Source organism: Spirulina sp. LEGE 11439, assembly GCF_059821285.1.
Genome location: NZ_JCAMRX010000070.1, coordinates 1 through 12,744 on the forward strand (window position 1 = coordinate 1; position 12,744 = coordinate 12,744).

At 41.0% G+C, this 12,744-nt stretch carries 13 protein-coding genes; 4 read left to right on the top strand and 9 right to left on the bottom strand.

What is annotated here, in order from left to right:
- Nucleotides 1-55: 55 nt before the first annotated feature.
- Both AC6RV6_RS27220 and AC6RV6_RS27225 read right to left on the bottom strand, forming a co-directional pair.
- Complete coding sequence (locus AC6RV6_RS27220; protein WP_500244038.1) at nucleotides 56-2,332, bottom strand: ribonuclease R family protein; 2,277 nt, start codon at nucleotides 2,330-2,332, stop codon at nucleotides 56-58.
- Between the two features lie 52 nt (nucleotides 2,333-2,384).
- Nucleotides 2,385-2,591, bottom strand: coding sequence for a hypothetical protein (locus AC6RV6_RS27225; RefSeq protein ID WP_500244039.1), 207 nt, complete (start codon nucleotides 2,589-2,591; stop codon nucleotides 2,385-2,387).
- Between the two features lie 312 nt (nucleotides 2,592-2,903).
- Between AC6RV6_RS27225 and AC6RV6_RS27230 the strand changes: the two genes are divergently transcribed.
- A complete protein-coding gene (locus AC6RV6_RS27230) occupies nucleotides 2,904-3,737 on the top strand; it encodes a slr1353 family protein (RefSeq protein WP_500244040.1) in 834 nt (277 codons plus the stop codon).
- Between the two features lie 56 nt (nucleotides 3,738-3,793).
- On the opposite strand, the gene AC6RV6_RS27235 is transcribed toward AC6RV6_RS27230, so the two are convergent.
- From AC6RV6_RS27235 to AC6RV6_RS27255, 5 genes are all read right to left on the bottom strand, one after another.
- Nucleotides 3,794-5,998 carry a PDC sensor domain-containing protein gene (locus AC6RV6_RS27235; RefSeq protein WP_500244041.1) on the bottom strand — a complete coding sequence of 735 codons (2,205 nt, stop codon included), beginning with the start codon at nucleotides 5,996-5,998 and terminating at the stop codon, nucleotides 3,794-3,796.
- A gap of 117 nt (nucleotides 5,999-6,115) precedes the next feature.
- A complete protein-coding gene (locus AC6RV6_RS27240; protein ID WP_500244042.1) occupies nucleotides 6,116-7,942 on the bottom strand; it encodes a transporter substrate-binding domain-containing protein in 1,827 nt (608 codons plus the stop codon).
- A gap of 13 nt (nucleotides 7,943-7,955) precedes the next feature.
- Nucleotides 7,956-8,417, bottom strand: a complete 462-nt coding sequence (locus tag AC6RV6_RS27245; RefSeq protein WP_500244043.1) for a QcrA and Rieske domain-containing protein — start codon at nucleotides 8,415-8,417, stop codon at nucleotides 7,956-7,958.
- Between the two features lie 37 nt (nucleotides 8,418-8,454).
- On the bottom strand, nucleotides 8,455-10,188 hold the full coding sequence (locus AC6RV6_RS27250; protein WP_500244044.1) for a DAHL domain-containing protein: 1,734 nt from the start codon (nucleotides 10,186-10,188) through the stop codon (nucleotides 8,455-8,457).
- Complete coding sequence (locus AC6RV6_RS27255) at nucleotides 10,185-11,225, bottom strand: cytochrome-c peroxidase (protein ID WP_500244045.1); 1,041 nt, start codon at nucleotides 11,223-11,225, stop codon at nucleotides 10,185-10,187. Before AC6RV6_RS27255 ends, AC6RV6_RS27250 begins: the two co-directional genes overlap by 4 nt.
- Nucleotides 11,226-11,481: 256 nt before the next feature.
- Here AC6RV6_RS27255 and AC6RV6_RS27260 point away from each other — a divergent pair, with 256 nt between their 5' ends.
- Nucleotides 11,482-11,589, top strand: coding sequence for a zinc-binding dehydrogenase (locus AC6RV6_RS27260; RefSeq protein ID WP_500244062.1), 108 nt, complete (start codon nucleotides 11,482-11,484; stop codon nucleotides 11,587-11,589).
- 252 nt (nucleotides 11,590-11,841) lie between these two features.
- Here AC6RV6_RS27260 and psbN read toward each other — a convergent pair whose 3' ends face one another.
- Complete coding sequence (psbN, locus tag AC6RV6_RS27265) at nucleotides 11,842-11,973, bottom strand: photosystem II protein N (RefSeq protein ID WP_500244046.1); 132 nt, start codon at nucleotides 11,971-11,973, stop codon at nucleotides 11,842-11,844.
- Between the two features lie 96 nt (nucleotides 11,974-12,069).
- Here psbN and psbH point away from each other — a divergent pair, with 96 nt between their 5' ends.
- Nucleotides 12,070-12,273: a photosystem II reaction center phosphoprotein PsbH gene (gene psbH, locus AC6RV6_RS27270; protein WP_500244047.1), complete on the top strand. Its 204-nt coding sequence runs from the start codon at nucleotides 12,070-12,072 to the stop codon at nucleotides 12,271-12,273.
- On the opposite strand, the gene AC6RV6_RS27275 is transcribed toward psbH, so the two are convergent.
- Nucleotides 12,270-12,404 carry a hypothetical protein gene (locus AC6RV6_RS27275; RefSeq protein ID WP_500244048.1) on the bottom strand — a complete coding sequence of 45 codons (135 nt, stop codon included), beginning with the start codon at nucleotides 12,402-12,404 and terminating at the stop codon, nucleotides 12,270-12,272. The two genes, psbH and AC6RV6_RS27275, sit on opposite strands and share 4 nt — an antisense overlap.
- Between AC6RV6_RS27275 and AC6RV6_RS27280 the strand changes: the two genes are divergently transcribed.
- Nucleotides 12,403-12,726: a TatA/E family twin arginine-targeting protein translocase gene (locus AC6RV6_RS27280; protein WP_500244049.1), complete on the top strand. Its 324-nt coding sequence runs from the start codon at nucleotides 12,403-12,405 to the stop codon at nucleotides 12,724-12,726. The two genes, AC6RV6_RS27275 and AC6RV6_RS27280, sit on opposite strands and share 2 nt — an antisense overlap.
- The last annotated feature ends 18 nt before the right edge of the window (nucleotides 12,727-12,744 follow it).

Below are 12,744 nucleotides of genomic sequence, written 5' to 3' on the forward strand. Positions count from 1 at the left end.
AGTTCGTTACTGGACTACTTCCGAATCCCCGTCTCTTTAGAGCGGGGAGGGTCAATTACTCGTCTTCAAAGTCCTCGTTGCTGGCTTCGCTCCCGCCGCCAACGGTGACGAGATCGATCTGTTGGCGATAGTAATCTACGCTTTTCACCTGTACGTCTACGCGATCGCCCAAACGATAAGCCGTGCGATTTTTGCGCCCGACTAAGCAGCTATGGCGCGATCGGTATTCGTACCAATCATCTTTGAGGGAACTGACGTGAACCAATCCTTCTACCATTAGCTCTTCAATTTCCACAAAGAAACCGTAAGACTGTACTCCCGTAATTAATCCTTGGAACACTTCTCCGGTGCGTTCTTTCATTTTTTCGGCTTTTTTCAAACCGTCCAAGTCATTTTCGGCATCTTCTGCTACTTTATTGCGTTCGTTGAGATGATGAACGGCGACGGTGAGATCGTGTTCCCATTGTGCCTGAATTGGGGTGGGTAAAACATTCCAGTTGATTTCCTCATAACATTTGCTGCTGCCGAGGTTAACCCCTTTTTTCGATCGCGTCGAACGGCGATCGCGACCTTCATCAAAGAGAACGTGCAGGATGCGCTGCATCATCAAATCCGCATAACGTCGTCCCGGACTGACAATATGACAATAGCCGTCGCTATAAGCCAAGCCGAAATGCGCTCCCGGTTTGGTGCTGTAATAGGGGGATTTTAGGGTATGTTTCAGGCAATAGGTCAGAATTTTGGGGTGTTCGGAATTGGTAATCTCCTGCACGAAACTTTGATAATCTCGGGGCTGCATCTCTTCTTCTGACTCCATCTCTAAATCTAAATTGAGATTGAGTCCCAATTTAATAAAGTCTTCCAACTCCATGAGATCGGGTTCTGACTGGATGCAATAGAGGGTGGGTAATTCTAGGGCGCGACAGTGATCGGCAACGACTTTACCTGCTAAGATGCACAGTTCTGTCAGCAGGGCGCGAATGGGCAGGGCGCTATTGTTAACGATCGCTCCCAAGCGGCCTTCATCTTTAAATGGGCAGATCGAATCGATGAGAGAAAATTCAAAGCCGCCGCGCTGAATGCGTTGTGCTTTCACCAAAGGGGCAAGATTGTAAAACAGGCGATCGAGCATGCCCACAGCTTCCTCGAGTTCTGAGGGAACGTCTTCTTGTTCCCGCAAGAAAGACTGAACTTGTTGATAACTGAGTTGGTGGTCTACTTTGATCGTGCTGGGTTGAATGTCAAACTCGAGGACTTGCCCGGTTTTATCTACGGTCAGCAGGACGCTCAAAGACAGGCGTTCTTGACCGACTAAAAAGGAACACCGCCGGGTAATGGTTTCGGGAAAGAGCGGTAGGGTAAAATCGCGCAAATACACTGCCGTTCCTCGTTTTTTTGCTTCAATGTCCAAGATGGACTCGTATTCGAGGTAATGGGAGAAGTCTGCAATGTGAATGCCTAAATGCCATTGGTCTCCGGGCAAAGGTTCTAAACTAAAGGCATTTTCTACGAGTTCGGGATACTTGCCATTGAGATAGTTTTCGTCTTCGATGGTCACCGTTAGCACCGATCGCAAATCCAAGCGACGATTGATTTCGGCTTTGGCGATTTTCCCCGAGGGAGCGGGTTTGGGAGAGGCTTTGGCGGCTTCGAGATGCTTTTCGCTAAATTTTTGCGGTAGGTCGTGCTTGCAGGCGACAATATCGATATCGTTGGCGGCTTCGGCATCGCTGCCTAAAATTTTGGTGACTCGACCGACGGGTAGATCGCCTCCCAAAGGATAGCGCTGCACTTCGACGTGAACCAAATGGTCGATCGCTGCCTCGAGTTTGGGGTCGTTGTCTTGGAGTTGCAATTCAAACAGTAAGCGATCGTCGAGAGGAAGGGCGCGGTAGCCTTTGGTCGTTTTTTTGATGCGGGCGAGGAGAGAAGGGTTGGCGCGATCGAGAATCACTTCCACCGCACCTTCTGGAGAGCGCCGGCGACTACCTTCTTTAACAATTTTCACAAGGACGCGATCGCCATTCCAAGCGCTGCTCAAATGGCTTTCGCGCACGTAAATATCTTCTGTGCCTTCATCATCTTGAATGGCAAAACAAAAGCCTTTACTGGAGCAGCGCAATTTGGCCTCGAGAATATCCTCTCGCGTCACTCGCCGATATTTCCCCATTTCTTTTGTTAAGATGCCGGCTTTTTCTAACGCATCGAGGGCAATTTGCAGCTTGAGAACATCGAGATCGCCATCGCATCCCAATTTTTTTTCGAGGATTTTTCCAGCCACCAATTTATCTTGACTGAATTGAGAGAGCAATGTAGCGATTGAAAAATTCATTGTTTAAAGGTTCCTTGTAATTTCGAGCGTTGTTAGGGGCGTGTGGGGAGGCTTAGGGGGCGACTGCCTGCTCATAAGCCAGACGTTCCCGCATTCGATCGCCACAGTCGAAGAGAAGAGAGCGGTTGCGTCGAAACTCGAGGGGTTTGACTTTTTTGCGATTTCCCCGTTGCGGTTGGCTCGATCGCTTTGACTCATCTTGTTGGGCTTTTACTCTTTTCTGGAGAGAGAGATACAAAACCCAATAGTTCAAAGCCAAACGGTTCAAAACTCAACAACCAATCTTGGCAAAATAGGAGTTCGCGATCGCTAAAGATTTCAGTGCCACTCCCCAAAAAGTCAGTCAAGCTGTGCTTTCTCTCGAGACTATTTTTTGACATTCTCTCACTCTATCATCAAAAAGTGAGTAAAATTCAAAACGGTCCTTTTCCATTGTAAATTTTCTCGGGGTATTGGCAAGTTCTTTTTGCATCTTGCGATCCGTCGCTGTAATTTAGATGATTAGTATTAAGATGGTCAGAGAAGAAATATGACTTTTTCTTCAAGATTCTAATTGCTTATTCTTTGAGATATGTTATTAAAGCTATTTCGTTCTCGTTATCCCCAAGGCAGTCTCGTAAGCGAGTTACTTCAATTCGAGCAAGGAAAATATGTGGTTCGAGTCACGATTCACCTCGATCGCCTGATTTTAGGGACGGGACTCGGGGCAGCAAATACAGTCGAAGAGGCAGAGGATCGCGCTCGCGATCGGGCTTTGGCATTATTAAACCTCGAGGGGACTCCTTCCCTCCCCGAAGTGCGATCGCTGAATGGAATACCATCGCATCGATCGGGACAGTCCCCAGCCACTGCACTTCCTTTTGCAGCCGGAGAGGAAATGACCGAAAGAGGTGAGAAGGAGACGAGTAAAGAAGTAGAGGAAATACCCGTATTATCGTCTTCGTCGCGGGTTGCGTCCCAAAATACTCATTTTTCTACTTCGGTCACTCCTACACCTGTACCGTCTCCTCCTGTACCGTCTCCTCCGATCGCTACGTTTGAAGATGTTGCCCCCGAGGAAACGGAGCAGCGATCGCCCGATCCCGAGTTGGATTTTCCTCCCTCAGAACCCGATCCCGTACCGGAAATGAAAGTTCCTCCCGCACCAGTAGAACCACCTCCGACAGCAATTGAACCCGATCTACCCCCCGAAGAAGAACCTTCTCCACCGCCCAAAATTCAGGCCTTAACCGAACCGATTGATTTTTCCGAAGTTCTCGCACAAACGAATATTGAAATCCGACGCTTGCAATGGACGCAAGAACAAGGACGCAAGTTTTTACTCGAACGCTATGGTAAGCGATCGCGCCAAGTTTTGACGGATGAGGAGTTATTGGATTTCCTGTCCTATCTAAAATCTCAGTGAACGCTCTTGAATAGCGAGAACGTGAGACTTTTTGTGGTACGAAGAAGGCTGTAACTCTAATAAAAAGTCAAAATGGTTAACAGGAGAAGCACTCCCAGCAAACTCGGCCAGTAAAGGAGTTGGGCTGGGAGTGTATCCTCATGATTAACCAGAGGTAAATTTAAGTTTCTCTTGAGAAGAAGTAAAGCATTGACCCCGACAAAAGAAATAAATAAATAGATAATAAAATAAAAGTAATCAAAATAAATTAAGCCTTTCGCGGCAATAGATTCCCGTAAGGAAATCTGATCGACAATAACAATAAAAATTAAACCCGCCGCTACTCCTAAAACCTCCATCGAGCGATCTTCATCCAAAATTACCAGCATGACAAATAATAAGACCACGACGCAGATTAATCCCACTAATTTAGAAATCAAAGGGTCAATAAATTCTCGCTTTGTGGTTATGGTAAAATAGAGATCCGGCAGGTTCTCTTTAGCAAATCCATTCGTAAACCCAAAATTGGTATCGTATTCTCTGAATTTATATTCAAAAAAGCTACTTTCTAATGTCCAACCTTCTAAAACAAGATCGCGATTGATGCCTGGCTTTACTCTCGGATTAATTAGAGGATACGCCTCTAAATCGGGAACGAGAATAACTTGACGATCTAAATCTTCATGCCAGATTTGTAGAGAAATATCTTTGCGATCGAAAGGATATTGAGACAGATTGAAGCCTTGTCGTAATGTTGTTTCAATATACCAACCAATGGTTTCAATTCCGTTTTGCTTGTAACGATATGCCTCGGATATTTCTAAATCGTTAGCATCAACAGAATCGGGCAGAATAAAACCGCGCGAGAGACCGTCGTGAATGCCATCTGTATATTTTTGCCAAATATAAGCGGTAATAAAAACTTCGTTAGAATCTGAAAACCGAATAGATTGAAGAAAGACTCCGGTGGGAATTTTGGGTAAGTTATCTTGACCGAAAATTTGACTCTCTGAATCTTCTTCAGTTGAAATCAAATTATCTAATTCACCTTGATTGAGGAGAAGAATGCGATCGGATAAATAATTGCGATCGCTGAGTGCTAACCGCCAAACGAAACCAATTTCTACTAATAAAAGCAGTGTCGAAAAACTCGATAATGCCCAAAGTTTTTTTGAAGTTATGCGATCCAAACGCAGTAAAAGAATAGAAAGAAAGAATAAAAAAACAATAGCTGCCAAACTAATACCTATTAATCGCTGTCGCCGACTGTCTGAATCAAGTAAAATTTCCTGTTCGAGAAAAACAACCCCAACGACCCAGCCATTAAGTTCTATCGGTTGTAGAAAAAGCCAAGACTTCTGCCCTGTAATGCCATCAATAAATTCTGTTTCAATGGCTTCTCCAGCTAGCGATCGGTTAGCAAAATCGACTAAGCTAGTATTATTTTGAGTTTGTAAAAAATCTATAATTTTATTTTGGGTATTAAATTTTTCATCGTGGGGATGCACGATAAATGTTCCTTCTTTAGATGCGAGAAACGCATAACCCGTTCTCCCTAAATTAAGAGAGTTAATGAGTTTTCTAATACGTTTGAAAGAGTATTCAGCATAAATAATCCCTTGAGGAATTCTTTCGCCAATATCTGTTTGATAATCGTTTGTTTTATAATAAGGAACGTAAAAACCAAAAATAGGCTCATCGATCGCGGAATTTTCCGGCCAAAAATAAGGTTCTCCCCAATGATCTTCTCGACTTAAAGTATTGCGAAACCAAGCATATTGAGGCTTAGTATAATTATAGTAATCTTCAAGCTGAATTTTTTTTAATGTTTGCTTAGTTCGTAAATAACCGGGTGCATAAAGCATGGTTTCGGGATCGCGAGCAAAAAAAGTATGCGCTGCACCGAAAGCAACAAGATGGGGATGATTGATAATTTCGCTCTCAATTTCTCGTAATAAGTCTTCTTCTGGTAGTGCGGCTAAGTTAGGTAAACTGGCTAAAGCTAAAGCAGGTTGTTGATATTCTCGCAACTCGCGATCGATTTCTAAAGCAGCGGAAAGTGCTTCTCGTTTTGTGTTTTGTTTTGCTTCTTGAATTCGCTGAGTTTGATCTTGTCGATATAAAATAATGCCAGTTATGGTGAGTAGAAAACTGGCAATACAGAGAAAAAAAGAGACTTTATAAATAACTTGATACTTCTGCGGATTTCTCGAGTATTTTTGGTCTTGGCGATCGTCTTTTTCTGGATTTGGCGACGATTCTCGCGTAGATTTAGATTTCAAGGATCGCCTTGATGCTGTAACAATTTGTTTTCGTGATGAGACTGAGGAGCGTTTCATAGGAATCAAAAATAAATTTTAGAGTAGATTCGATATTAAATAGTCAAGAGACTTGATAGATTATAAGCGATCGAAAAGTCTGACACCTGCAGCAGATTGGCCGGCAAAAATCGAGCCAGTTGTCATCGTATCAAGGCGAATACGAACTTTTTCTAAAACCGCTTGAGGTAAAGGGACATAGCCGACTTCTGAGATCGTAAAACTATTTTCAGGAGCAAGCAGATATTCAGTCAATGCTTGAATATTTTTGTTTTTCTGTAAAGCGGTTTTACGAACATAAATCAATAAAGGACGACTTAAAAGATCGTAACTTCCATCAGCGATCGAGATTGAATTGGGTTTAACACAGCGATTATTCTCATTACTAATTCTTAAAGGTTTAAGTAAATTGCGATCGGCATATTTTGCATAAAGTGAAAAATCAATAAATCCCAAACTTCCTCGATTATTGGCAATTTCCCGAACAATTCTTTCACCATCTTTATAGGCAATATAATCATTGCGAATCCGATTGTTATGCCCTACAATTGTTGTGGTAAAATAATTGTAAGTGTTAGAATCTGGCACACTTCCTAATAAATTCAGTTCGATATCGGGATACCGAGAGTTGATTTGCTGCCAGTTGACAATTTTTTCTACTGTTGCTGCATTCCAAATTTTATTTAATTCATTGGGACTCAAGCAATCTGTCCAATTATTGAGAGTGCTACTAACAACAACAATACTATCAAAAGCAAGGGGAAGTTCAAGATACTCAATATCATTTTCTGCACATAATTGTATTTCTCTGATATCGATTGGACGAGTCACATTCACGAAATCGACATTGCCCAGACAAAATTTAGCAAATCCTTGATTATTGCCCGATATTCCGATCGCAATTCGATTTTCTGGATGAAGATCTCTAAATTTTTTGGCAATGCGATCGACAATGGGAAAGACAACGGGAGAGCCATCAATTAAAATATTCTTACGAGTTAGATCGATATCTTTAGTCTCTCGTGTTTTGAGATTGGATATGGGTTGAGATTTGACGATCGCTTTCGCAAAGTTCCTACGATCTCGAGCGTATTCAGTGGGAGGAATCTTCCATTTTGCTTCATTGTTAATAATTAATCCTTCGGCTGACATTTTTAGAATAGCCGTATTGACAGCTTGTTTCAATTCTGTTTCGCCTTTCGGAATGCCAATACTCCAAGGTATTGAAAAAAGAACGGGAAGAGCTTGATACCAACCTTTAGACCATTGGGGAACTTGTAGAATACTCGCGATCGCCGAGTCATTATAAGCAAAACCCAAACAACGTCCATCTTGTAGCGCAACATAAGCATCACTGCGATCGCGGAGACGAATTAATTCCATGCCCATCTCTTCGAGGGTTGCATTATAAGACATTCCTCGAACTCCACAAACTTTTTTATTTTGTAGATTGCTCCAATTTTGAATTTGATTATTTTTTCGTGTTAATAACCCGACTCCCGAAGCATAATAGCTTTCGCTGAGATCGATTTTTTCTTGATTCTCTGGAGTTTGAAAAATTGCGGCGATCGCCAGATCGATTTTATCTTGTTCGAGGAGTTCAATTCTTTGATTGGCATCAAAAATTGGGATAAACTGTACTCGATCTTCACTCCCTAAAAGGTCTTTGGTAATATAACGAGCAATATCAATTTCCAAACCGAGACGATCGCCATTTTGTCGATCGACAAAGGCAAAAGGAGGTGCATTAGGACGAATTCCAATGATAATTTTTCCTCGCTTCTCAATCTGAGCAAGTTTGTGTTCTACTGGAATTTCTGCTTGGGAAAGAGTCTCCGATCGCGTACAAGATAGCAAACTGAACAGAAAAATTATTGTGGCGATCGAAGAGGAGATTCGAGTTAGCATTGTCATTCAAAAACTAGCTTGTTTTGACTAAAATAGATCCCTCATTTTCTTTAACTTCATAACTTACGAGAGGAATATCGGCAGGTCCCTCAACAACTGTTCCATCTGTGGCAAATTTAGAACCATGACAGGGACAAGCGAGATTTTTGTCGCCAGATCTCCATTCAACGTCGCATTGTTTGTGGGTGCATTTAATATTAACCGCAGAGAGGCTCTCGTCGGGTTGACGAACAACAATCGCCTCTAATTTTTTATTGATAATATAGCCATCTTCATTGAGTGCGGCTACAGTTCCTACAACAATAAATCCATCGGTATCGGGTTCATTTTGACTCGCTGTTTCCGAACTTGTTTCGCTATTTTCAGGAGAATTCTCTTCCGAAGTGTTTTCCGAAAAACAAGCCGCGATCGCAACAGGCAAAGAACTTGCCAGTATCCCAGTTCCAAACCAACGTAAAAAGATACGACGTTCCATTTATAAATTCCTCGATGTTTTCCTTCAATACTGTAAGTTATTCTATCTTGTTTTTGTCTTTTTGTTTCTTAAGTTTAGCAAAGCGATCGCGACTTAAATGCTTAAGGCGATCGAGCCAGATTTTACAAGGTTTTTGTTGAATATATTTTCGCACTGCGATCGCTAGAGAAGAAGTTTGCTTATTGATTTCTTGCAACCAAAGATGCAGATTTTTTGAGTTCAATGGATAAACAGGTAATGCTGCGATCGAGCCGCGATTATCGGTCTCGACTAAATGAGTAGATTCGTGTATTGGTAAGATTTCTCGGATCTCTAATTGTTTATTCTCTTCAAATTCTAATAATGAAATCGGTTTCGACTCCAGCCAAAACTTATCTATTTCATTAACTTCCTCATTAGTCGGCGTATCTTCTTCTAAAATAACTCCAGTCTCTAATGGCTCTTCTTCTTCAGTTTCGCATAATTCAACAGATTGAACCTCCTCCCAAAAACCATCTTTTTCGTCAACAACTTTATTAGTCAATATATTAGTGTCTAATACTGGGCAATTCTCTCGCTTCTCTTCGTTGATTTCGTTTGATTTAATCATCTCAGATTCTTCTTCGATCTCATCCTCTTTTTTCAATTCCTCATCAATAGAGTCATCTATTATTGTAGATCGAGACCGTTTATCGATATTATCTTGTTCGCCTTGTTTTTCAGTCCCAACTTCTGCTCCTACTTCTAAATTTTCAGAGGTTGCGACTGATTCTAAGCTATCACTTTTAATAGAAGTTTCCAACACTTTTTCCTTTTTTGGCAATTCAGGAGATTTAATATCTTGGTTGTTTTTGCCAATTACACTTGCTTGTTGAGAATCCAAATTCTTGTTTCGAGTTCTATCAAGTCTTCTGAGGAATAAATAATTGAACCAAACCAGTAAAGCAACAAATAAACCCGATCTTAAAAAACGATAAACACCAATTGTCTGACTTGCTTTTTGATAAGAAACACGATAAAGATTGGCTAACTCTTCAGTTTGTTGAGGAGATGATATGAGGAGTTGCGCGGTCAGTTCTTCAACTTGAGGTTTTTGGGTTAAAATAATATTAGCGTGAGAAATTGCTAGTTGAAGAGGAAATTCGCGATCGCCGATTCTATTTTGTTCTTTTAGTTGTGAAAGTCGTTCAATCTGTTGTTCGATCGCAGGAGTAAGATCTTCATTATTAGTAATATTATATAACAAAATATTTCTTAATAAATCATTGAAAATAATTCGTAAAGAAGTTAAAGAATTCCTATTGAGTATAGAAGTTCTTTCTTCCACACTTGCCACTTTTTTTTCCAATTGACTAGCTAAGAGCGGAAGGTATCGTAAAGAATTCTTCAAAAGTGAATTTTGACTTTTAAACCATTCGCTCAGGCTTTCTTTTTGGGAGAGTAATGTTTCTCTTTCTTTCAAAAGGCTTTGAATTTCTTTTTTTTCTTTAGCATTCAAAAAAATTGGTATATTTGCCAACTGTTTTTGAATTTCTTTTTGGCTATTTAAATTATTCACCAAAGGATCGTAAGAAACATATAACTCATAACGAGAACTGAGAATGATTTGCATAAAATCAGATTCTTTCTGTTGCAATTGGTTAATTGTATTGCGATATTGTTGATATTGCTCAAAATCGATCGCGCGGCTTTTTCCGATCGTAAAAACTAAGCTCCCCAAACCAATTAAGGTAATGAGAAATTCCCAATGAGTCCTATTGATACGAATCTTGTTAATATGAATCTTATTCACACGGGTTCTCCTTGATATTCACCTTCTAAGGTTCTTAAAAAAAGCATAATTGAATCTACATCCTCTTGTGGCATTTCAATTCCCAATTGATATTTAGCCATCACTTTAATTGCTTCATCCAACGTTTCTGCCGTTCCATCATGAAAATAAGGTGCTGTTTTGGTAATATTGCGAAGCATTGGAACCTTAAAAACATGGCGATCGCGTTCATTTTTTGTAACATTATAGCGTCCTAAGTCAGCTTCCTTGATCTCACCGCGATCGCCAAAATAGTCTCCCATAATACCAAAAGTTTGGAACATATTTCCCCCGACCAACATCCCTTGATGACAAGTAATACAGCCATAGGACTTAAAGAGATCGTAGCCGCTTTTTTCCTCGGCAGTTATCGCATCAGGATTGCCGCGTAAATAGCGATCGAAAGGCGCATTCGGTGTAGATAAAGAACGTTGAAATTCTCCTAGGGCATTAGTCACATTATCAAAAGTAATCCCATTACTATAAACTTCTTTAAATAAAGTTTGATATTGGGAAGATTTTTTGAGTTTGTCGATCAATTGTTCTCCCGTCAATCCTCCCATTTCTCCAGCGCTCGAGAGAGGTCCTTCTGCTTGTTCTTCTAAAGTTTCTGCCCGTCCATCCCAATTTTGTTTAAATTGTAAGCCACTATTAAACACCGTTGGCGAATTAATAGTCAATGTACTATTGCCCATCCCCATCGCTTTCGATAAGCGATCGGCTCCTCCCATTTCTAAATCGTGACAACTGGCACAAGAAACGGTATTGTCACTCGATAATTGAGGATCGTGAAATAACAAATTGCCTAATGTGATTTTATCGGTATTTAACTCTATTTCTAACGGGATGGGTTGAATAGGTTCATTCACAGCAACAACTGTTAGCGAGTCTGCAATAGGACTTGTAGATTGATTTTGCAGGCGACTGTATTGCCAAAAGAGAACAACAATTGTGCAGAAGAGAATAATCGGAATGATATATATACGTTTAAGTTTTTTAGAGAGGGGAAAATTGAGCATAACGCTATCTTCATCTCATTAGATTAGTAGATTCTCGTCAGAGAAACCGTATAAAATTTAGCTCAAAAATGGTAACCTTGATTGCGATCGCAATAAAAATTCAACTTTTTTCTCTCGGAGACTTCCAGTTTCTTTGCTTGCTGTGTGAAAGTTCTCTAAATATAGCTCACCAGATGTTCTGCGACTAAAAGAAGTAGAAAAACCAGTTCCTACTGTATTTCCAACTCCTACAGATATTAGAGGAAGTCTACTATTCATTAAAAATCTCCTTGAACAAGGTAAATTTAAAGTGGTGATAGATAGAGAATTTCCGCTAGAACAAAGAGTCGAGGCATATCAGTATGTTGAAAAAGGGAAAAAATAGGCAATGTGGTCATCACTGTGGAGCATAATGACTAAACCTAACCAGTCGTTCAAGACGGATTTTTTGGCATGCCCTTTGTCTCGACATTCAGGACGGAATGCTAGTCACACGCAATATTGTCCTCTGTCTGGACTTAGGCATTAACTTCCTATCTAATAATCCTGTAGAAACCTCGCACTAAAGTGTGAGATAGCGGACTTGATTTAGTTTGATTGCATAAGTCCTGCAAGTCCAAAATCTGGGTGAAAAATCTTAATCTTCGTGTTCTTCAAAAGGATCGAGCAATTCTGCCGAGGGTGCGCCAAACGACATATAGATTGAGTAGGCTGTCACAGCCAGTAATAAAACGCCAATGCCAAGAATAAAAACTGTCGCGGATTCCATTTTTTAATTTGAAGATGAGACCGATAGCTCTATAATATTACAAGACATTAAGAAAATGTCACTTTCATTCATTTTTGAATATTCATTTTTGAGATTATGGCACAGCGCACGTGGTTGGGCGATCGGCTAAGGCCCTTAAACGCCGAATACGGAAAAGTTTCTCCTGGTTGGGGAACGACTTCCCTCATGGCAGTTTTCATGCTGTTATTTTTCGTGTTCTTGTTAATCATTTTGCAGATTTACAATTCCGATCTCGTTCTCAATGGCGTTAACGTCGATTGGAGAAGTCTGGGAAATTAGCGATCGCGGCAAAAGCCCATTGCCTTTGAACCCCAGCAATTTCTTAAATTATAGCGATCGCACCCGGTTCGCCGGGTTTTTTGTTGTGTCACAATAAATACGCAAACGAGGAAAGGGAGTCTTAACATCATGAACGTTTTTGGCATTGGTTTACCGGAAATGATGCTCATTTTAGTGGTTGCCTTACTGATTTTCGGGCCAAAGAAATTACCAGAAATCGGGCGCAGTCTTGGAAAAGCCATTCGGGGATTCCAAGAAGCCTCCAATGAATTCCAAAACGAGTTCAAGCGAGAAGCGCAACAAATTGAGGAAACCGTAAAGATGAATGCCCAGTTAGAACCCCCCAAATCAACCCCTGTCAATTCCGAGACCGAGGCAACTGCCGAACCGCAAAAAGCCGAATCGCAAAAATCGGAATCTTCTCAAGTCCAATCTGAGCTTCCCTCATCATAGAGGCGCAGTGTCGGGTCG